15 protein-coding genes are annotated in these 21,975 nt (G+C 61.3%); 10 read left to right on the forward strand and 5 right to left on the reverse strand.

The window, feature by feature from the left end; translation table 11 throughout:
* Positions 1 to 76: 76 nt before the first annotated feature.
* Both GTP58_RS14065 and GTP58_RS14070 read right to left on the reverse strand, forming a co-directional pair.
* Positions 77 to 4,234, reverse strand: coding sequence for a DEAD/DEAH box helicase (locus GTP58_RS14065; RefSeq protein WP_161077963.1), 4,158 nt, complete (start codon positions 4,232 to 4,234; stop codon positions 77 to 79).
* Positions 4,235 to 4,241: 7 nt separating this feature from the next.
* Entirely contained in the window at positions 4,242 to 6,155 is a 1,914-nt protein-coding gene (locus GTP58_RS14070) for a S9 family peptidase (RefSeq protein ID WP_161077964.1), read from the reverse strand.
* 206 nt (positions 6,156 to 6,361) lie between these two features.
* Between GTP58_RS14070 and hemE the strand changes: the two genes are divergently transcribed.
* Positions 6,362 to 7,447 (forward strand): uroporphyrinogen decarboxylase, encoded by a 1,086-nt coding sequence (gene hemE, locus GTP58_RS14075; protein ID WP_161077965.1) that lies wholly within the window; start codon positions 6,362 to 6,364, stop codon positions 7,445 to 7,447.
* A gap of 743 nt (positions 7,448 to 8,190) precedes the next feature.
* On the forward strand, positions 8,191 to 10,206 hold the full coding sequence (locus GTP58_RS14080) for a primosomal protein N' (protein ID WP_161077966.1): 2,016 nt from the start codon (positions 8,191 to 8,193) through the stop codon (positions 10,204 to 10,206).
* On the opposite strand, the gene GTP58_RS14085 is transcribed toward GTP58_RS14080, so the two are convergent.
* Positions 10,203 to 11,093, reverse strand: a complete 891-nt coding sequence (locus tag GTP58_RS14085; protein ID WP_161077967.1) for an ArgP/LysG family DNA-binding transcriptional regulator — start codon at positions 11,091 to 11,093, stop codon at positions 10,203 to 10,205. The genes GTP58_RS14080 and GTP58_RS14085 overlap by 4 nt on opposite strands.
* Positions 11,094 to 11,189: 96 nt before the next feature.
* Here GTP58_RS14085 and GTP58_RS14090 point away from each other — a divergent pair, with 96 nt between their 5' ends.
* On the forward strand, positions 11,190 to 12,638 hold the full coding sequence (locus GTP58_RS14090; RefSeq protein ID WP_161077968.1) for a dihydrolipoyl dehydrogenase: 1,449 nt from the start codon (positions 11,190 to 11,192) through the stop codon (positions 12,636 to 12,638).
* A 91-nt stretch (positions 12,639 to 12,729) separates the two neighbouring features.
* A complete protein-coding gene (locus GTP58_RS14095; RefSeq protein ID WP_161077969.1) occupies positions 12,730 to 13,866 on the forward strand; it encodes an HD-GYP domain-containing protein in 1,137 nt (378 codons plus the stop codon).
* Here the strand turns inward: GTP58_RS14095 and GTP58_RS14100 are convergent.
* Positions 13,863 to 14,345, reverse strand: coding sequence for an SRPBCC family protein (locus GTP58_RS14100; RefSeq protein ID WP_161077970.1), 483 nt, complete (start codon positions 14,343 to 14,345; stop codon positions 13,863 to 13,865). The two genes, GTP58_RS14095 and GTP58_RS14100, sit on opposite strands and share 4 nt — an antisense overlap.
* A 146-nt stretch (positions 14,346 to 14,491) precedes the next feature.
* Here GTP58_RS14100 and GTP58_RS14105 point away from each other — a divergent pair, with 146 nt between their 5' ends.
* Complete coding sequence (locus GTP58_RS14105) at positions 14,492 to 16,570, forward strand: UvrD-helicase domain-containing protein (RefSeq protein ID WP_072783311.1); 2,079 nt, start codon at positions 14,492 to 14,494, stop codon at positions 16,568 to 16,570.
* Complete coding sequence (locus GTP58_RS14110) at positions 16,567 to 16,773, forward strand: SlyX family protein (RefSeq protein WP_072783313.1); 207 nt, start codon at positions 16,567 to 16,569, stop codon at positions 16,771 to 16,773. Before GTP58_RS14105 ends, GTP58_RS14110 begins: the two co-directional genes overlap by 4 nt.
* Here GTP58_RS14110 and GTP58_RS14115 read toward each other — a convergent pair whose 3' ends face one another.
* Complete coding sequence (locus tag GTP58_RS14115; RefSeq protein WP_161077971.1) at positions 16,774 to 17,241, reverse strand: heme-degrading domain-containing protein; 468 nt, start codon at positions 17,239 to 17,241, stop codon at positions 16,774 to 16,776.
* A 90-nt stretch (positions 17,242 to 17,331) separates the two neighbouring features.
* On the opposite strand from GTP58_RS14115, the gene GTP58_RS14120 reads away from it, so the two are divergent.
* The 4 genes from GTP58_RS14120 to lanKC all read left to right on the forward strand — a co-directional run bounded on the left by GTP58_RS14120 (position 17,332) and on the right by lanKC (position 21,974).
* Positions 17,332 to 18,507, forward strand: a complete 1,176-nt coding sequence (locus GTP58_RS14120; protein ID WP_229215564.1) for a GGDEF domain-containing protein — start codon at positions 17,332 to 17,334, stop codon at positions 18,505 to 18,507.
* Between the two features lie 386 nt (positions 18,508 to 18,893).
* Positions 18,894 to 19,001, forward strand: coding sequence for a class III lanthipeptide (locus GTP58_RS31070; protein ID WP_202413662.1), 108 nt, complete (start codon positions 18,894 to 18,896; stop codon positions 18,999 to 19,001).
* Between the two features lie 73 nt (positions 19,002 to 19,074).
* Complete coding sequence (locus GTP58_RS31075) at positions 19,075 to 19,182, forward strand: class III lanthipeptide (protein ID WP_202413663.1); 108 nt, start codon at positions 19,075 to 19,077, stop codon at positions 19,180 to 19,182.
* Positions 19,183 to 19,340: 158 nt separating this feature from the next.
* The gene (gene lanKC, locus GTP58_RS14125; protein WP_202413664.1) at positions 19,341 to 21,974 is read left to right on the forward strand and encodes a class III lanthionine synthetase LanKC; all 2,634 of its coding nucleotides are present in this window, start codon (positions 19,341 to 19,343) and stop codon (positions 21,972 to 21,974) included.
* Position 21,975 lies beyond the last annotated feature (1 nt).

Here is a 21,975-nt window from a genome sequence, read left to right on the forward strand (position 1 = left end):
CATATGCAGCCTTGTATCAGAAGCGGAGGAGATTATCACTAATCTGCTCGCTTGAGAGCGTTCGATACAAGCCGAATTATTTTTTCAGACCCTCTTGCAGCATCGCTAACATCTCACCGGCGGACATGCGGCTGCTGACATCGCTGCCCTCCAGCAGGCTGTCAGCCAGGTCGCGTTTGTGCTGGTGCAGATCAACGATGCCTTCCTCGATGGTATGGCGCGCCACCAGGCGATAGATGGTCACCGGCCGCAACTGGCCCATGCGGTGGGCACGGTCCGAGGCCTGGTCCTCCACGGCCGGATTCCACCACGGGTCCATGTGGATCACGTAATCGGCCGCCGTCAGGTTGATGCCGACGCCGCCCGCTTTCAGCGAGATCAGGAAGACGTCACCCTGGCCGGCCTGGAAGGCGTCCACCCGCTTCTTGCGGTCCGCCATCGAGGTCGAGCCATCCAGGTACTGATAGCTGACGCCCTGTGCATCCAGATGCTCGCGTATCAGCGACAGGTGATCCACGAACTGGCTGAACACCAGCACCTTGTGCTTGTTGTCCAGCAGGTTCTCCAGCAGATGCGCGAAGGCCGCCAGCTTGCTGCTGGCCAGCTTCAGATCCGGCGCCACCAGATTCGGATTGCAGCAGGCACGGCGCAGCTTCATGATCTCCGCCAGGATCTGCATGGATTTCTTCTCGGCCGGTCCTTCAACCGCTTCCAGCTTCTCCAGCGCGGCGCGGCGCAGCGATTCGTACAGCGCCGTTTCATCGGCCGACAAATCGACTTCCAGCGTGATCTCGGTGCGTGATGGCAGCTCGGTCAACACCTGGGTCTTGGTACGGCGCAGGATGAACGGCTGGATCAGGCGGCGCAGGCGTTTGCGCGCGCCCAGTTCGGCGCGGTGGTCCTGCGGTTTTTCAATTGGCGCCGCAAAGCGCAGATTGAATTGTTCGATGCTGCCCAGCAGGCCCGGATTGATGAAGCGGAACAGGTTCCACAACTCGCCCAGGTGATTTTCCAGCGGCGTGCCGGTGACGGCGATGCGGAAGTCGCCCTTCAGCGCCATCACGGCGGCGGAGCGTTTGGTCGCGGCATTCTTGATGGCCTGCGCTTCATCGAGCACGATGGTGTTCCACTGGACCTTGGCGAACAGGCTGGATTCCAGTTGCAGCAAGCCGTAGCTGGTCACCACCACATCGTAAGCATGCAGGTTACCCAGCATCTCCGCACGGTCGCCGGCGCCGAACAGCTGCATATTGAGCGTCGGCGCAAAGCGTGCCGCTTCGCTCAGCCAGTTCATGCAGACCGAGGTCGGTGCGATCACCAGCGTTGGTCCGTGCGGCGCGCGTGCCAGCATCAGCGCCAGCGCCTGCAGTGTTTTACCGAGGCCCATGTCGTCGGCCAGGCAAGCGCCTACGCCCCAATGCGCCAGGCGCGACAGCCAATTGTAGCCATCCAGCTGATAATCGCGCAGCTCCGCCTGCAGTGTGCTTGGCAGCTGCGGCGTGAAGGCCTCCTGCTCCTGCATGCGCGACAGGTGTTCTTTCCACAGCTTGTCGGATTTGAGGCCACCGACGTCGTCGGCCAGTTCTTCCAGTGCGAACGAAGCCAGCGGATGCAGGCGCACGCCGTCCGCCGTGATTTCGCCGTAGGCCGAGACTTCCTGCAGGCGGCGGTACAGTTCTTCCGTCAATGCCATGTAGCGGTTTTCGCCGAGTTCGACGAAGCGGCCATGGCTCTTCTCCATCATCTCCAGCAGGGTGCGCAGATCGATCACTTTGCCTTCATCAACTTGCAGCTCTCCGCTGGCGGCAAACCAGTCCTTGTTGCTCTTGATGGCGAGGCGCAGCTGCTTGGTTTCGACCTTGCTGGTGACACGGAAGCTCTCGCCTTCCGGCCAGGCGATGACGATGCTGGCGGGGTCCAGTTCCTGCAGTTCCACCAGCAGCTGCAGGCACAGGGCCGGTTGGCCCAGCAGCCACTCGCCGTGGTCGTGTTCTGCCGATTCCAGCACCGGGCACTTCGCGATCAGGTCACGCTCGGCATCGCGTTCGTCGATCAACTTGCGGCGCGCTTGCACCGGCTTGCCGCCGATATCGGCGATCACGCTGTCGGCGCCGTCGCCGGGTTTGTAGTAGGCGCCGTTGACCAGTGGGCGCACCAGTATCTGCATCTTCAAGCCGTGCTGGTAAGGCAGCAGGTGCAGATGGAGGCGCATGTCGGCTGCCATCTGCTGCATATCCGGCGCGTCGCCGCCAATTTCCGATTGCACCGTCACCATCGACGAAATGGCGCTGATCGCCGACAGCACCTGCTGCTCCGCGTGCGAAGGCACGTTGAGCGCATCGCCCACAATCGCGGCAATGCGGCGGTGCTCATCGAGGATGTTGACCACGCGCAGGCGGGTCGGCGTCTCCTTGGTGATGACGACGTTGGAGCTATCGTCCGGAATCGGCGGCTGCAGCCGCAGCTCCAGATTGCCGGGACTTTTTTTGATCAGCAGTTCCGGCTCGCCGGCCAGCATCTCGACGCGCATGTCCGGCACGTCGGCCCAGAACAGCAGCGGATGGCCGACCAGCGTTGGCGCTGCGCGCTGCGGATCGATTTCGTAGGTCAGGCCGGTGGACTGATAGCCACGGTGCGCGACCGTGATGGCTTCCGATGCACGGATGTCCTGTGGCGTGAGGAAGTCGAACTGCTCGGTTTCAAAGCGCAGGCGCTTCAGGCCGACGGCGCGGCCCTTGCTCCACAAGCCGCGCGCGTCGCGCTTCTGCTCGACCGGCGAAATATCGGTCAGGCCATTGCGGTTATCGTAGGTCAGCAACCAGACCAGGCGCGTGCTGCCCGGCGCTTCCGCCGATACGGGCTGCTGCAGGTTGATGAGCGCCGTGAGCTGGCGCTGCCAGCCTTCCTGGCGCTCGAACCAGGTAGTCAGATCGGGGAAGCCGAGGCGCGAGCGCAGCGCCTGTGCGTGCGTCTGCATGCCGGTATCGCCCATGTGGCCCAGCAGCGCTGCGGCCTGCCCTGCAATGAACAGATAGCCGGTGCGTTCCGCGTTCCTTGCCAGCTCCTGCAACTGCTCCTTACGTTCCTGCAGCTGCGGCATGGAGAGCCAGAAGTACAGCAGGAACTGGAACATCTGCGTTTGCAGGCCTGGTTCCCACGCCAGTGTGGACACCGTATCCACCTGCATGATGCCAGCGCGGATCTGGCGCAGCATGTCGATCTGCTGGTGCACCGCGCTGTCGTGGTTCTTCGGCAGCTTGACGGCGATTTCAAGATAGGCTTCGGCCGATTTCAAATGCTTGGGATCACCACTGCGCAGTGCCGACAGCAGGTACAGATGCCCGCCCATGCCAGAGAACAGCTGCTTGCGTTTGCCCGTATCGCGGCGCAGGGTTTTCAGTGCAGCGTCAAAGCCGATAATGGCGGCGCTGGTGGCGCCACGCAGCAGCACAACGATGCTGGCGAGGTACTGGCTTTGTGCGCCGATGGTTTTTTCCAGATAGCGCTTGGCGTCATCGAGACGGCCGCATAGCAGCGCATCTTCCGCCATCGCCATGCGCAGTTCAGGACTGATTTCGCCACGGCGCCGCTGCATATGCATTTCGCAGTATTCGCGCAGCACCGGTGCGGTCAGTGGTTCATGCTGGGCGTTCTGCATCAGCACCGCGAGCACATCGTCCTGCAGCAGCGGATGCACCAGCGCGATCATGCCCGCTTCAAACGGACGGCCCAGAATATCGACCACCGGGTGCAGCTGTGCCGCCTCATAGCTGCCCAGGCAGAAGGTCAGCACCGGCTGGATCTGCTGTGGCGTCTGGCCGCGCAGGAGGCCCATGCGCAGACGCGCCATGCCGGCGCGGTAGCTGCGTGGCTCCATGCTGTTCCAGGTCTGGCGCATCGGCACCAGTTCCGCATAGGCGGCGCACAGGTCCTCCATCGCGTGGGTGCCGATGGCCGAGCGGATCGCCGGCCAGCGCAGTTTGGGATTGCAGACAAAGCCGCGCCCTGTCACCACGCTGACAAAGGCCAGGCGTTCCAGCTTGGACAGCGCATCGTCCAGCGTGGCGACGGTGTAGGGGGCGCCATCATCGTTGTACTCGATGCGCGCATGGACCAGATGATCGAGGATCAGCGTGCGGCCGGCCGGCTCGCCAATCAGCGCGAGCAGGGCCAGGATGGTTTTTTCGTTGAAGGGCAGCGCGTCGAATTCGGCGAGCAGCTTGGGATCGGTCATGCGTTATTCAGGCTTTCAAGCCAAAGATGTTTTGATAAAAGTGGAGTTCCGCTTCCAGCGTGCGGATGATGTTTTCCGCTTTACGGAAGCCGTGGCCTTCGCCTTCCAGCGCCACGTATTCCACCGGGATGCCGCGTTGCCTGAGCGCGTCAACCATCATTTCGGACTGCTGCGGCGGCACCACCTTGTCGTCCAGGCCCTGGAAGAAAATCATCGGGCGCGAAAGCTTGTCGGTGTGGTTGATCGGCGAACGTTGCTGGTAGACGGCGTCCGCCTGGGCTTTCGGCGCGATCAGGTACTCATTGTAGTGCGATTCGAATTTGTGCGAATTCTGGTCCAGTCCTTTGAGGTCGGACACGCCGTAGTAGCTGGCGCCGGCCTTGAACACATCGTGGAAGGTCAACGCACACAAGGTCGTCAGGCCGCCGGCGCTGCTGCCGCGGATGATGAGGCGGTCGCCATCGGCGAGGCCGCGCGCCACCAGCGCCCTGGCGCCCTCGACGCAGTCTTCGACGTCGATGATGCCCCATTGGCCCTTGAGCAGGTCGCGGTAGGCGCGGCCAAAGCCGGTGCTGCCGCCGTAGTTCACATCCAGCACGCCGAAGCCGCGGCTGGTCCAGTACTGGGTCTTCAGGTTCAGTGTGTTGACTGTCATGCCGGTCGGGCCGCCGTGGCCGATCACGATGACGGGCGGTTTGCTGCCTGCTGGCGCCTGCACGTCCTTGTTGCGCGGCGGGTAGTAGAACGCGTGCGAGGTGCGGCCGTTGGCGCTGGCGTAGCTGATGCTGGCCGGGATCGACAGGTTGGCTTCGTCCGGCAGGTCTTCAATCGACTGCGCGAGGATTTCCACGCCATCCTCCGTGAAGTCGATGCGCGCCAGTTCCATCGGAATGGTCGGACTGCCGGCCAGCATGGCGATGTAGCCGGGACCGACGCGCAGCTCGCGGATTTCCTCGTAGGGATTGGCGATGCATTCCAGCTTGCCGCTGCCGGGCAGCAGGCGCGCCAGGCGGCTGACGCCATGGTCGATGTAGGTGCAGATGATTTCGCTGGCCGAGCGGAAGCCATACATGCTGTTGCCGAAGGTCCAGTGCGGTGTGGCGAATTCGGCTTGCATCGGGCACAGGCCTTCGGTGCGCTGGCGGTCGCGGCACAGGCGGTACAGATTCCACCAGCCGCTGCGGTCGGAGACGAAGTGCAGCAGGTTGTCGGGCGACCATTCTGGCTGGCAGATGGATTCCTCGGCGCCGCCGGCGATGCCTACCGGCGCAGCCAGCGTGCCGTCCGGGTTGAAATCGGCCAGCCACAGCGTGGTGCCCTGCCACGGCATGCGCGGATGGTCCCAGCTTAGCCAGGCCAGCGAACAGCCGTCCGGCGACAGGCGTGGCGACGAGTAGAAATCCGCGCCCTGCACCAGCACCGTCTCGGCGCCGCTGTCGAGATCAATCGCGCAGACCGTATTGCCGGGCTGCGCGTGGGCGTCGTCGCCATGCAGCTCGCGCACCGCGATCAGCCGGCCGCGCGCGCGGTCCACGGCGAAATCGGCAAAACGCTGCTGGCCTGGCTGCGTGACGGCGACCGGCGCCTCGCCAGCGCGCATGCGGTAGACGCCGTTATCCTTGAAATGCGTGAAGTACACCGTCTCGCCGTCGACCGTGTAGGCGCCGCCGCCGTATTCATGCACGCGCGAGCGCACATTGAACGGCGCCGCCGTCAGCTCCTCCGTGGTCACGCCGTGATGGCGTAGCAGGGTATTGCGGCCCGCCTCCGCTGCGCGGCCGGCCAGCCAGAAAATATCGCTGCCATCCGTGCCGCCCACCATCAGCGCGGACATCGGCACCGCGCCGGCCGCCACGCGCTCGGCGCTGATGGTCGAGGTCCAGGTGCCGTACGGGGCGATGGCGGATGCTTGAGAGGTCATAAAACGGCTCCAAAAAGGGTCTAGGCACGGTGCTACGCATGATAGAGAAAGCCCGCGAAATCTTCCAGCAAAACCGGGGTCAGTTCTTGCAATCGCATACGAGCTCATGTTGGATTGCAAGAACTGACCCCGGATTAAGTGCTTAAAGGCGGAAAATCGGCTTGGGATGCGATAATAGCTGCTTTGAATGCCCTATATTGCCTTCCATGCCACAATTTGCTCCGCTGAAGAATGACACCTTCCTGCGCGCGTTGCTGCGCCAGCCTACTGACTACACGCCTGTGTGGCTGATGCGCCAGGCTGGGCGATATCTGCCGGAATACCGCGCCACCCGCGCCAAAGCCGGCTCTTTCATGGGCCTGGCCACCAATCCCGACTATGCCACCGAGGTCACGATCCAGCCGCTGGACCGCTTCCCGCTGGATGCCGCGATCCTGTTCTCGGACATCCTGACGGTGCCGGACGCCATGGGCCTGGGCCTGCATTTTGTCGAAGGCGAAGGGCCGAAATTCGAGCGTCCGCTGAAAACCGAAGCTGATGTGCACGCGCTGCGCATGCCGCCACCAGGTTCGCTGGATTATGTGTTCAACGCCGTGACCCAGATCCGCACCGAGCTCAACGGCCGTGTGCCGCTGATCGGTTTCTCCGGCAGTCCGTGGACGCTGGCCTGCTATATGGTGGAGGGCGAGGGCTCGCGCGAGTTCCACACCATCAAGAAGATGCTGTACAACCGCCCTGACCTGATGCGCCATATCCTGGACATTAACGCCAAATCGGTGGCCGAGTACCTGAACGCCCAGATCGACGCCGGCGCCCAGGCCGTGATGGTTTTCGACTCGTGGGGCGGGGCGCTGGCCGATGGCGCTTACCAGGAGTTTTCGCTCAAGTACATGCAGCAGGTGGTGTCGCTGCTCAAGCGCGAAAAAGACGGCGTCAAGATTCCCGCGATCGTCTTCACCAAGGGCGGCGGCCACTGGATCGAGCAGATTGCCGAGATCGGCGCCGATGCGCTGGGCCTGGACTGGACTGCCAATCTGTCGCTGGCCCGCAAGCTGGTCGGCCACAAGGTCGCCCTGCAAGGCAATCTGGACCCGGCCATCCTGTTTGCCAGCCCGCAACAGATCACGGCGGAAGTCCACAAGGTGCTGGACGCCTTCGGCAAGCCGGACGCCCATGGCAGCGGTCACGTCTTCAACCTGGGCCACGGTATTTCGCAATTCACCCCGCCTGAGAGTGTGGCGGCCATGGTGGAAGCGGTGCACAGCTACAGCAAGGCGCTGCGCGCCGCCTGAGTTGCCTGGAAAAACCCCCATCGGCGTGGGCGTGTGCCCAGTGCCGATGGGGGTTTTTCATTGGTGCGAACGGACTAGTCATAGCGACTTATGCACAATTTTTTTTGCTGCGGAAATAATAGGCAGCTTATTTTTGCTGTCCGGGGAAACATCCGTAAGGCTATGATTTTTAAAGTTAATTTACCTAGCTTGCCGGTCAATGTTTAGCAAGCGGTAAACCGCAAGGTAAACGCGTGCCTGGTTTATTTGTTCATTTTCCACAAAGTTATCCACAAAAACTGTGGATAAAAAATAAAATGACTTAGTAAACCGTGACTTAGCCATAATATTGCTGTTTTGCCTTAAATCCATGTTGCGTTGCACGATTTTTAGGCAAAAATAGCAGGCTTGCCAAGCTCGTTATCAGGACGCAAAGCTTGGTCGACGAATAAGTATAAAATTTGCCCTCTTTGTGCTGCGCAATATGGTGTTTAAGTTCAAAAAAATGCTTGATTTCACCCAAAAAAGCATCCTAAATACTTCACTTATGCACAGCTGGCGGAAAGCGATGACGAATTTCGCTCTCCTAGGAAGCGTTTTCCAAGTAATTGATTTTAAAGAGAAATAATTTTGAATTTTTACCCGGTTTTGGATGATACCAACATGGATGTCAGTGCTTTCCGGGGATTAAGATTCCATTGTCCACAAAGTTATCCACAGAAACTGTGGATACATACAGCATCAGGATTTTTGCAAGGTGCAGCATGAATAATCCACGCCCTTGCTACCTGCAAATCGCCATTGATACGCCGCTCAACGCGGTTTTTGATTACCGCTGGCCGTGCGAGGACGATCAGCGCCCGCATGTCGGCCAGCTGGCGCTGGTGTCATTTGCACGGCGCGAGGTGGTGGGGCTGATTGTCGGCGTGGCCGATACCAGCGATGTGCCGGTGGACAAGTTGAAAGATGCGCTGGCCGTGCGCAGCCAGTTATCGCCGTTGTCGGCCAAGTGGCTGGCGCTGGCCGGCTTTGCTGCGGATTACTACCAGCGCCCGCTGGGCGAGGTAGCGCTGCCGGGGCTGCCCAAGAATCTGCGCGTGCTGACCACCGTGGCGCTGGACCGGGCGCTGAAAAAGCTGGCCAAGCTGGACGCGCCGCACGATCCGGCGCCCGCCAATATGCCGGTGCTGAACGCGTCCCAGCAGGCGGCGGCGGATGCGATCGGCGGCGCCCAGGGTTTCACGCCGTCGCTGCTGTACGGTGTCACCGGCAGCGGCAAGACGGAAGTCTATCTGCAGGCCTGCGCCCAGGTGCTGGCGCGCGAGCCGGATGGCCAGATCCTGATACTGGTGCCCGAGATTAATCTGACGCCTCAGCTGGAAGGCAATATCCGCGCGCGCTTCCCGGGCGTGATGCTGGCCACGCTGCACAGCAGCCTGTCCGAAGGCGAGCGCATGCTGCACTGGCTGGCGGCGCACCAGGGCAAGGCGCGCATCGTGCTGGGCACGCGGCTGGCGATCCTGTCGTCGCTGCCGCACCTGAAGCTCATCGTCATCGACGAGGAGCATGATCCGTCCTACAAGCAGCAGGAAGGCTTGCGCTATTCGGCGCGCGACCTGGCGGTATGGCGGGCCTGGCAGCTGCAGATCCCGATTGTGCTGGGTTCGGCCACGCCGTCGCTGGAAAGCTGGCACCACGCCCAGTCCGGCCGCTACCGCAAGCTGGAGCTGCGCGAGCGCGCGGTGCAGAACGCCGTGCTGCCGACCGTAAAGCTCATCGATATGGAGCGCGACAAGCCGGCCGACGGCCTGACCGCGCAGCTGATCGCGGCGGTGCGCCAGCGGCTGGAGCGTGGCGAGCAGTCGCTGCTGTTTCTGAACCGCCGTGGTTATGCGCCGGTGATTTGCTGCGAATCCTGCGGCTGGATCAGCGAGTGCACGCGCTGCACCTCGTTCATGGTGCTGCATCGCCCGGAGCACCGGCTGCGCTGTCACCATTGCAGCCTGGAGATGCGGATTCCGCGCCACTGTCCGACCTGCGGCAACGTCGACCTGCAACCGCTGGGCCGTGGCACCCAGCGTGTGGAAGAGGGCTTGCAGGCCATGTTCCCGCAGGCGCGCGTGCTGCGCATCGATGCCGATTCCACCCGCAAGAAGGGCAGCGCGCAGGAAGCGTTCGATACCGTCCACCGCGGCGAGGTGGATATCCTGATCGGCACGCAGATGGTGGCCAAGGGGCATGACTTCAAAAAGCTGACGCTGGTGGGCATCCTGAATCCGGACACGGCGCTGTTTTCGCAGGACTACCGCGCCAGCGAACGTCTGTTTGCGCAGCTGATGCAGGTGGCCGGCCGCGCCGGACGGGCAGGCATCCCGAGCGAGGTGCTGATCCAGACGCGCTACCCGCAGCATCCGCTGTACGGCGCGGTGGTGCATCACGATTACGACCACTTTGCCTCAGCGCTGCTGGAGGAACGCGAGCAGGCGGCCTTGCCGCCGTATCTGTTCCAGGCACTATTGAGGGCGGAAGCGCGCGAGCTGGCGATAGCGATTGAATTCTTGACGATGGCGCGCGATTGTCTTGAGCATCCTGGTATCACAATCAACGATCCAATTCCGATGACGATGACGCGCGTGCACAATGTTGACCGCGCCCAGTTGCTGGTTGAATCGTCTTCAAGGCCGGCGCTGCAGGCCTTCCTGAAAGAGTGGGTACTCACACTGCGCGACCTGAAGAGCCGCGTGAAGTGGTCGCTGGAAGTCGATCCGCTGGATATTTAAGCTGGCAGCAGGTAGCGGCGCGCCGTGGCGATGATTTGTTCGGACAGGGCGCGTGTGAATGGCGTGTCCAGGTTCCATGCATGCCAGTGGAGCGGCACATCGACGTAGAAATCGGGCGCCAGGTCGACCAGCCGCTCATCGGCCAGCGCCGACGATACCTGCGCCAGCGGCATCAGGCCGTAGGCCAGGCTGCCGAAGATGCACTCATTGGCGGCCGCCGACAGCGGCAGGGTGTGGTGCGGATAGCTGCCGCGCATGCCCAGCACCTGCTGCAGGAAGCCGTTCATCATGTCGCGGTCGCTGACCACGGCAGGCGCCAGCTGTACGGCGTCGGCGATGAAGCCATCGCCAAACCAGTGGTTGGCAAATACCTTGGTGGCCACGCACACGTAGCGCATGCGGCCCAGCGGCGTGACTTGCGGGCCATTGGCCTGCGGTTCCGCCGTGCCGGCCGCGACGCACGCAAAGACGCTGCCCTCGCGCACCAGGTGCAGCGCCATCTCGGGCGCCGCCTGTTGCACATGCAGCTGGCAGCGCGGCGGCGACAGCAGCGGCTGCAAACTCAGGGGAAACCAGGTCGCCAGGCTGGCCGCATCCACCGCCAGAGAAATCTCCGGCATGCTGATCTTGTTGCCGAGATCGATATCAAGCGACGCTTCCATGAGCTTGACGTTGCGGTGATGGGACACCAGCCGCTGGCCCAGCCCGGTCGGCACGGCGGGCTGGCCGCGCACGATCAGCAGGCGGCCCGCCGCATCTTCCAGCGCCTTGATGCGCTGGGAGACGGCGGATTGGCTGATGCCCAGCGCCAGGGCAGCCTTTTCAAAGCTGCCCTGGCTGACCACGGCGTCCAGCACGGCCAGTGCGCGGTAATCCAAGTTGTCCATAAGTCAGGCTTATAAAATTTAAAAACAATAAGTCATGCTAATACTGTTTTGCTGCAAAGTAAAACGTAAAACGCAGTTCGGAGTAGACTGATCCGTATGAAAACTCTACGCACCGAAGTCGCCGTGATCGGCGCAGGCACGGCCGGCATGACCGGTTATCGCGCCGCCAAGGCTGGCGGCAAGCAGACTTTGCTGATCGAAAGCAATGTCTACGGCACCACCTGCGCGCGGGTTGGCTGCATGCCCAGCAAGCTTCTCATTTCTGCGGCGGACGCGGCGCACATGCTGCACGTGGCGCCCCGGTTCGGGGTGTCGCCGGGGCAGGTGCGCATCAACGGCAAGGCGGTCATGGAGCGTGTGCGTAGCGAGCGCGACCGCTTTGTCGGCTTTGTGGTGGAGAGCGTGGACGGCTATCCGGCCGAGGACAAGCTCCACGGCCATGCACGCTTCATCAGTCCGACGCAGCTGCAAATCGGTGACCACACGCTGGTCGAGGCCGAACGGTTCGTGATTGCCACCGGCTCCACGCCGATTGTGCCGGACGAATGGCGCGCGGCCGGTCCACGCGTGATCAGCAGCGACGCGGTGTTTGACTGGGATGACCTGCCGGAATCGGTGGCCGTGGCCGGCACCGGCGTGATCGGCCTGGAACTGGGCCAGGCGCTGGCGCGGCTCGGCGTGCGCGTGACCATCTTTGGCCGCGGTGGCAGCGTGGCCCAGCTCAGCGATCCCGAGGTGCTGGAAGTGGCGCGCCACGCCATGACTGACGAACTCGATGTGCGTTTCAAAACCAAGGTGGTTCATGTGGCGCCGCAAAGCAACGGCTTGGGCGTGGTCGTCACCAGCGAGGACGCCAATGGCGAACAGCATACCGAGCAATTTGCCTACTTGCTGTCGGCCATCGGCCGCCGGCCCAATGTGCACAAGCTGGGGCTGGAGAACACCGGCCTGCAGCGCGACCATCAAGGCATTCCGCTATACGACCCGCACACCATGCAGTGCGGCGACAGCCATATCTTCATTGCGGGCGACGCCAACAACGAACGCCCGCAGCTGCCGGAAGCGGCCGACCATGGCCGCATCGCCGGTGACAATGCGGCGCGCTACCCGGACGTCCAGCCCGGCCTGCGCCGCACACCGCTGGCCATCACCTTCACCGAGCCGCAGATCGCCACCATGGGCAGCAGCTATAGCGAGCTGTGCGTATCGCATGCGGGCCGCTTTGCGATCGGCAAGGTGTCGTTTGAAAACCAGGGCCGCAGCCGCGTGATGCTGCAAAACAAAGGCATGCTGCGCGTCTACGCCGAATACACGACGGGGCGCTTCCTTGGCGCCGAAATGATCGGCCCGCGCGCGGAAAACATTGGCCATCTGCTGTCCTGGGCCGTGCAGGCCGGGCTGACGGTGGAGGCCATGCTGGACATGCCGTTCTACCATCCTGTGGTGGAAGAAGGCGTGCGGACCGCGCTGCGCGACCTGGCCCACCATTTGCAGCACGAGCCGGCGCACGACTGTCCTTGCGTCGATTGCACACCGGCACCGTAAATTCTTATTGTTAAATCAAAGATACAAAAAAGTCACACATCGTCATGCGAAAAGCCGTATGCTGCTGCATTGATCGACTTTTGGTAGGGCAATGAACATACGCAAAGTGACAGCGGCCGATTTGAAGCTGGGCATGCTGCTTCCCTGGGATGTCTACGGGGAAAATGGCGCTTTGCTGGTTCGTAAGGGACATATGATCGCCAGCGCCAATCAGATCGCCTATCTGGTGGAGCGCGGCGTGTTCGAGGATGGCCTGCCGCCGCAGCCGGCGCTGGAACCGCCGTCGGTGCTGCGCAAGCTCAACGCCGCCTATCTGGAGCTGCACACGCTGCTGCAGGCCGTCTCGCACGGCGTGGCGCCGCCGGATTTTCGCCGCCGCCTGGACGATATCGCGCTCATGGTGCACGCGGCGGTGGAGCTCAATGTCGACATTGCCACGGCCAGCGTGCTGCACAACCAGCATCAGGCCACGTATGCGGCGCGGCATAGCGTCAACACGGCGGTGATTGCCGTGCTGCTGGCCCGTGCGCGCCAGCGTTCGCGCAACGATGTCATGACCGTCACGCTGGCCGCGCTGACCATGAACACCGGCATGCTGGAGCATCACCAGCGCTGGCATGACAGCAGTGCGGTGCTGGACCCGGTCGATCACGCGCGCAAGCTGGCCCATCCCGAACTCAGCGTGCAACTGCTGCGCGCGGCCGGCGTCAACGACGAGGCCTGGCTCAACTGCGTGCTTCATCACCATGAAAACGAAGATGGCACCGGCTATCCGTTCGGCAAGGTCGGTGCGCAGATTCCCTTGCTGTCCAAGCTGGTGGCGCTGGCGGACCGCTATTGCGCGCGCGTGTCGGAACGCACGTACCGGCCAACCATGGCGCCCAACGGCGCGCTGCGCGACATGCTGCTGGAAGCGCGCACCACGCTGGACACCAATCTGGTGTCGCTGGTGATCCGCGAACTGGGCATCTACCCGATCGGCACCTATGTACGCATGATTAACGGCGAGGTGGGCGTGGTGTCGCGGCGCGGCCTGCAATCGACCACGCCGCATGTGGAATCGGTGATTGGGCCGCGCGGTGCGCCGCTGGACGTGTTCCTGCAGCGCGACACCCGCAATGAACTGCACGCGATCCGCGAGGTGCTGACCAACGCCCAGGTGGCCGCGCTGGACGCCCCGCCGCTGCGCATGGCGCAAGTGTGGGGCCGCGCGGCGGCCGACGATTAGTTGAGCAGGGCGTCCAGGCGGCCCTGCTGGGCCAGCTCGCGCAGCATGCCGATGGTGTCGATGTCCGATTCGACGTAGGCCGAACGGCGGAATTCGTCGTACATGGCATTCGCTTCGTCGGTGGCGGCGTCATGGCTGTCTTCGTACTGGAAGCGCACGAACAGCGTGTCCTCGGTCGGCTGCTCGATGGTCATGGTCAGGCTGGATTCGGCGATGTCCTGCTGGGCGGCGACGCGGTAGCGCACGCTGCGCATGGGGTCCAGCTCCACGCGGTCCTCCACCACCAGTTCGCCATAGCGCAGGCGGCGGCGGAAGCCATTGTCGCTGCGCTCGTCGATGGTGCTTTCGTCCAGGTGCGGCACGAACAGCTTGGGCGATTCGGCGCGCAGCACCAGGCCGCGCCACACTTGTTCGACGCTCAGGGCGTCGATGAGCGGGTTGAGCGGGTCGTTGACTTCGATCAGATGTTCAAATTTCATAATTGCAACCGATATAAGGTTAGGCGGGAGCCCAGATCTCCGCATGGTAACGCAAATGCCACAAACGCTTCATGCGTCGCATCAGTGACGGCCCCGGCGACTGATACAATGTGGGGCTGTTTGTCCGATTTTCTATCCCTCGCCCGATGTCCACCAACGTTCCCGTTTTCGGCCTTAATTTGCCCCAGAGCCAGGCTGTTACCTACCTGGATGGTCCCTGCCTGGTGCTGGCCGGCGCCGGCTCGGGCAAGACGCGCGTGATTACGCAGAAAATCGCCCACCTGATCGAGGACCGCGGCTATGATCCGCGCACGATTGCCGCGCTGACCTTCACCAACAAGGCGGCGCTGGAGATGCAGGAGCGTATCGCCAAGCTGCTCAAGCAGCCCAAACAGGCCAAGCAGCTGACGGTGTCCACCTTCCACTCGCTGGGCGTGCGGATTCTGCGCCAGGAGTGCAATGAACTGGGCCTCAAGGACCGCTTCTCCATCATGGATGCCGACGATTGCGGTTCGCTGGTCCAGGACATGGCGATCACCACCGACAAGCAGGTAGTGCGCCGCATCCAGACCGACATCTCGCTGTGGAAGAACGGCCTGGTGGACCCGGTGACGGCGCTGAGCCAGGCCAAGGACGAGGACGAGGCGCAATCGGCGCGCGTCTACGCCAGCTATGTGGCGACGCTGTCCGCTTACCAGGCGGTGGATTTCGACGATCTGATCCGCCTGCCGGTGGAGCTGTTCCGCCATCACGAGAAGGTGCGCGACAAGTGGCAGCGCCGCCTGCGCTATCTGCTCATGGACGAGTACCAGGACACCAATACCTGCCAGTACGAGCTGGTCAAGCTGATGGTGACCGGCATCGGCAAGAAGCCGATGTTTACCGCCGTGGGCGACGACGACCAGGCGATCTACGCGTGGCGCGGCGCGTCGGTGGAAAACCTGAAAACCTTGCAGACCGACTTCCCGGACCTGCAAGTCATCAAGCTGGAGCAGAACTACCGCTCCACCACGCGCATCCTGCAGGCGGCCAACGCGGTGATCGGCAACAATCCCAAGCTGTTCGAAAAATCGCTGTGGTCGGAGCACGGCCTGGGCGAGCCGATCCAGGTGATGTCGATGCCCACCGATGATGCCGAAGCCGACCAGGTGGCCATCATGATTTCGGCCGACCATTTCCAGCGCAAGAACAAGTGGTCGGACTACGCGATCCTGTACCGCGGCAACCACCAGGCGCGGATCATCGAGCAAGCCTTGCGCAAGGAGCGCATTCCGTACACGATTTCCGGCGGCCAGTCGTTCTTCGACAAGGCCGAGATCAAGGACATCATCAGCTACCTGCGCCTGCTGGCGAATACTGACGATGATCCAGCCTTCATCCGTTCCGTGACCACGCCGCGCCGGGGTGTCGGCCAGTCGACGCTGGAGACGCTGGGCACCTTCTCCGCCCAGTGGAATTGCTCGCTGTTCGAGGCGGTATTCAAGGGCGGCATCGAAGCCCTGCTGCCGGACCGCCAGCTGAATCCGCTGCGCGACTTCTGCAACTTCATCAACAACCTGGAAGCGCGCGCCAGCCGTCCCGGCCCGTCGGGCAGCGGCGACAACGCGGCGCAGGTGCTGGATGACATGCTGGAGGCGATCAATTATGAAAACTATTTATACGATATGTTTGACGAGCGCGCGGCCCAGAGCAAGTGGCAGAACGTGCTGGAATTCGTCAACTGGCTGAAGGACCGCGGCCGTGGCGGCAAGGACCGCGACGGCGACGAAAAGAACGTGCTGGAACTGACCCAGATGGTGGCGCTGATGTCCATGCTGGAAGGCCAGGACGAAGACCCGGACGCAGTGCGCATGTCGACCCTGCACGCCTCCAAAGGACTGGAGTATCCGCACGTGTTCCTGGTCGGCTGCGAGGAAGGCATTCTGCCGCACAAGGGCGATGCCGATGCGCCGGCCGAATCGATCGCGGCGCGGGTGCAGGAAGAACGCCGCCTGATGTACGTCGGCATCACGCGCGCACAGCGCACGCTGACCATCACATGGTGCAAGAAACGCAAGCGCGCGGGCGAGCAGGTGCACTGCGACCCGTCGCGCTTTATCAAGGAAATGAAGTTGGATGAGGGCACGGCAGTGCCAATGGAGTCGGAAGTGCTGACGCCGAAAGAACGCCTGGCGCGCATGAAGGAACTGCTATCCACGCCCAAACCCGACAAGGAACAACCATGAGTAACGAAGACCGCTTCATCGACATCGAAATCAAACTGGCCTACGCCGAAGACATGGTGGACTCGCTGAGCCAGCGCATCCACGAACAGCAGCGGCAGATCGACAAGCTGGAACAGATGTGCGCCGCGCTGGTCCAGCACGTCCGCAACGCCGCCCAGAACAGCGGCGGCCAGCTGCCGCACGAGCGGCCGCCGCACTATTGATTACGCCAGCACCGCGCGCAAGGCTTCAACGACCAGCGCGTGGTCTTCCGCCTGGCGCAGACCGGAGACGGTGACAGTGCCGATGATGCCGGTGCCTTTGAGCGTGACGGGGAAGGCGCCGCCGTTGGCGGCATAGTCCACCGGCGGCAGGTATTTGATATCGTCAAACACCACGCCACGGTGCTTGTGGTCGATGCCGACGTAGAACGAGCAGCGGCCAAAGCGCGCCACCACATTGTTCTTGCGGCGTATCCAGTCAGCCTGGTCGGCCGAGGCGCCCTGCATCGCATGATGGAACAGCACCTTGCTGTTGACGGTGATGTTGATGGTGATGCTCTTGTCCTTGGCCTTGGCCAGTTCGATCAGTTTCAAGCCCAGTGCCAGTGCGGTATCGCTGCTGAAGGCGGTAAATTGCAAATCTTTTTCCTGCTGCGTCAGTGTATCCAGCAGTTCCGCGTAGTTTTCCATTCGTGTTCCTGTTGTTGAGAGTTGCCAGACCAGAGTGTAGCCGACGCTAGCTTGCTATACTGCACACGACTCCTTGATTTAGGCTTCGCCATGCAAATAGTCGCTTCCCTGTTGATCGCCATGACGCTGAATCTGTTGACCATTGCAGCAGCGCTGCTCGCGGTCATGGGCAAGGTAAATCTGGCTGCGCGCCGCGCACAGCTGGGCATCGGGTTGCAGGCGATCGGCTGGGTATGCCTGCTGCTGTCGGGCGTGGCCGGCGCCGGCTCGCTCGGCGACCGTTTGCTGTCGACACTGGCCATGGCGGGCATCGCCGCCGGCCTGGCATACAGCGCCATGGCCTTCGATCTGTGGTGCGGTCGTCGCGCCTCCTCGCGCGCACCCGCAGTAATTGCCGCCGTCATGACTGCAGGCTATGGCATCGGCTTTCAACATTACGCCTTCCGTGTGGGCTGGGCTAACGGCTTGCTGGCCTTGCAGCTGGCGCTGGTGGCCTGGACGCTGTGCCGTCAGCCACTGACGCCGGTGGGCCGCTGGCGCTGGCTGCTGGTGATATCGCTGCTGGTGCAGTTGCTGGTGACGGCGTCGCGTGGTGTGCTGGGGGCGTTTTACACCGCACAATTTCCGAATTTTTTTGCGCCGCATCCGGCCAATATCCTGTTTGCCCTGGCCGCCAATGTGACGGTGGTCATGTCGCTGGCCGGCATCTTGCTGGCGCACCGTGAAGAGGCCGCGCGCGAACTCGAGCGGCTAGCGAATACCGACGGCATTACCGGCGCCCTGAACCGCCGCGCCTGGAGCGCGCAGGCCGTCGCGATTGTGGCCGACAGCCAGCGCCTGCAGCAACCGTTGTGCGTGCTGTTGCTGGATCTGGATCATTTCAAGGACATCAACGAAGCGCAGGGCCATGAGACGGGCGACAAAGCGCTCAAGCTGCTGGTACAAGGCATGCAGTCGGTGGGCGGCGAGCGCAATGTGGTGTGCCGCTACGGTGGCGAAGAATTCTGTGTACTCAAGCGCGGCGCCGATCCGGCGGCGATGCGCGCCTACGATCAGCGTTTGCGCGACTGGCTGGCCGCAGCCGGCCCGCGCGAGCTGGGCATCCCGCTGCATTACAGCGCCGGCATTGCCACCTTGCTCGATCAGCGTGACAGCCTGGATGCCATGCTGCGCCGCGCCGACTCCCTGCTCTACAGCGCCAAAATGCTGGGACGAAATATCACACTGGATGACGCCGCCCTGGAGTCCGGTGTCGAATTCAAATAACCGCGCCGCCGGTTCGCCATCGCCTTTTCTGGCAATTAAATAAATAGTCACCAAATATAACATTAAGTTTATATTTAAATATTGTTTTCATATCATAAACCATACGTGCAAATTTCACTAAATGTCACGATCGGTAAAATAAATTTTTTTACAACATTGTCTGGTTGTTCGTGTTGACTGTTTAAAAATAAATACCGAGAATGAATATGCCTTAATCGCATTAGCAAAATAATATCTCGTCAATTGTCCATCAATCGGCGAGGGGGAAATTGTTATGAAGCGGGCATCCCCACATAGTGAATGGCTAAAGTTTTCTATTGTGGTTCAAGATTATCGCCAAATGTAACAGTCTGGCGGTTTATTAACTTCATTATTAGGAGGCACAAATGAAACGTGTTCTGAATCTGCAACGCATGGCTCTGGATACCAACGAAGTTTCGGGCCTGAGCCTGAGCAGCTCGCATACTGATTGCTGCAAGAACGATCAGACGTAATCAATGAAGGTCGGAGCAGTGATGCAATATCACTGCTCTCATTTTTACTCTTTAATTTTCAGTGAGGTATCAAATGAGCCGGATTTTGAACCTGCAACGCATGCAGCTGGAAGTCAACGAAATTGCCGCCTCCAGCGTGACCAGTTCTTACAGTGACTGCTGCAAAAAAGACAACGACTAAGCTGGACTGCGCGGAGCATGCACTGCTGCGCGCTGATTCTGATACGACCGGATTTGCTGACATAATTATTCTAAGGGAGATGGTATATGGTGCGTAGCGCGAAATCACTGCGTGAAAAACGCCACGTCGATAAGGCTTTTTATCGTGGTTCCAGTGAAATGTTTTATGAGCCAAATTACGCGCACTACCGTCCCGCAGATGAACTGAAATCCCTGGTTGAGACGCTGATCCAGGAGCGTGGTCTGCCCTGGCGCACGCACCGGGCAGATGTCTGGACCCATATTATTCCGGTTGCCAATAGCGCACCGGTCAAACTGCCTAAACAGGGCTGGAAGATTCACGTTTCCGCCATCGAATCGAATTGCAAGGATATCCTGGCAAAAGTCGCCACCCTGGCGTTTGAGCACGATGTCCAGTTTAAATTTGCCAACGATATCAATACGCTCAAGCTGATGACCTCGAAACGCTGGTCACGCGGCGGTTCAGGCAAATTCATTACGCTTTATCCGGCAACAGAAGAAATATTTCTCGAATTTATAGAACGCGCTTATGCGTTATTAAAAAACGATCTTGGTTCCTATATATTATCGGACCGCCGTTATAAAGATTGCCGCTGTCTTTATTATCGCTACGGTGGTTTTACTTTAGTCAGCCGCCTGCATTTCATGGGCAACCAGATACCGGTACTGACCGCGCCCGACGGCCAGCAGGTCGAGGATAAGCGCAGTCCGTACTTTGAAACGCCGCCGTGGGCCGCCGATCCCTTCCCGTCGGATGAACCGGACGAGGATGAAATGACCCTCAACGGCGGGCGGTTTATCGTCAAAAGCGCGCTGGGCTTTTCCAATACCGGCGGCGTCTATCTGGCGACCGATACCACCACTGGCAAGGACGTGGTCATCAAGGAAGCCCGGCCGTTTGTCGAGCTGGGCGCCAACGGCGCCGATGCCACCACCCGGCTCGCCAAGGAAGAAAATAATCTGCGCATCCTGTCCGGGCTGGGGATTACGCCGGAGGTGTACACCTCATTCTGGGACTGGGAAAACTATTATCTGGTCGAAGAATACTTCGACGCGTTCGATGTGCGCGAATTGACGGTCATGAAAAGTCCGTTGATCCTGGCCCATCCGACGGCGGACGACAGTGCTGCGTTCTATGACAGCTATAAGCGCATCTTCACCGGCGTGCTCAAGGCGATCGATCAGATCCATGCGCGCGGCATGGTGATCGGCGACCTCTCGCCGATGAACGTCCTGATCGACAAGGCCACCATGGAGGTGCGTATTATCGACCTGGAAGGCGCCTACCGGCCGCAGGTCGAAGCGCCCGAGACGTTGTTTACACCAGGCTTCCGTTCGGAGCACAAGGGCCGTGCCAAGGAAAGCAATTTCCAGGATGACCTGTATGCGATCGGCACCATGATGTTGTATGCCATCTTCCCGATCGCGGCCATGGCGTTCCTGCGCGGCGATCTGTTCACCAAAATACTGCCGGTTGTGCTGGCCGATATCGGCTGGTCGCAAACGCCGGTGCAGCGCGTGGTCGAACAACTCGTCGGCAATGCCATCAGCTGCAGCGAAGCGGTGGCATTGCTGAACGGTCCTGCGGCAATTGAAAAACCCATGAGCAGGCAGCCAGACGCGGCGCTGCAACTGGACCAGGCGTGCAGTGAAATGGCGCGCTTTATCGCCAACAACTATCGCCTGGAGCAACCTTATGCGCTGTTCCCGGTCGATCCTTTCGGCACCAATTTCAATCCCATGAGCCTGGGCTTTGGTTCGTCGGGGATCCTGTACGCGCTGTCGCGCTGCGGTTACACGGTGCCCGAGCCAGCGCTGCAGCGCTATCGCAAAGAGCTGGCGGAACTGGATCCGGCCAAAATGGCGCCGGGTTGGCTGGTCGGGACGGCGGGCATCGCCTGGACCTTGCTGGCCACCGGCGATGTCGAAACGGGCAAGCGCTTCCTGCAATGTGCCAACCACAGTGAGCTGCTGCGCAGCCACCACTCGCTGTACTACGGCATGGCCGGCGTCGGCATGGCCAATCTGGCCGCCTATCGCATGCTCGATGACCAGCATTATCTGAATGCTGCGGTCGAACTTGCGGAAGCCCTGGAAGCCAGCGCACAAAAAAATGATCGCGGCCTGTACTGGAAGGATGAGGTCGAAGTCCGCATCGGCCTGGGATACGGCCAGAGCGGGGTGGCGCTGTTCTTCCTGCGCCTGGCGCAAATGACGCAGATGCAGAAGTGGCGGGAGCTGGGCCGCCAGGCGCTCGAGTTTGACTTGTCGTATGCCCATGAACACGAGGCAGGCGTGAGCTGCTTCCCGTGCGCGCCGGAAGAAACGACGACCTTTGACAGCTATATCGAGCAGGGCAGCGCCGGCATCGCCAAGGTGGCCATCCGCTACGGCCTGTGGTCGAAGATCGAGAACGTGCTGGCCGACGCCTGCCGGAAATACGCGATTTTTGCGGGGCTGTCGTACGGTGTGGTTGGCTTTGTTGACGTGCTGCTGGACGCCTATCTCTACTCCCAGGATAAAAAATACCTGGAGATGGCGCAGCGGCCGCTGCAGGGACTCAGCGACCTGTTCCTGATTAAGCACCAGGATGGCTACGCCACTCCCGGTGATGGCCTGTTCCGTATCTCGTGCGACTACGCCACTGGCGTGGCTGGCGTGATGCGGACCCTGCACCGCCTGAACCAGCATTTGCCGGATGAGTTTTTCCTGGATGAACTCGACAACCTGCCGGGGCGCAAAGCATCGGTGGACCGCACTGACGCTATCTGAC

The sequence above is a fragment of the Duganella sp. CY15W genome (assembly GCF_009857555.1).
Classification (GTDB): Bacteria; Pseudomonadota; Gammaproteobacteria; order Burkholderiales; family Burkholderiaceae_D; genus Rugamonas; species Rugamonas sacchari.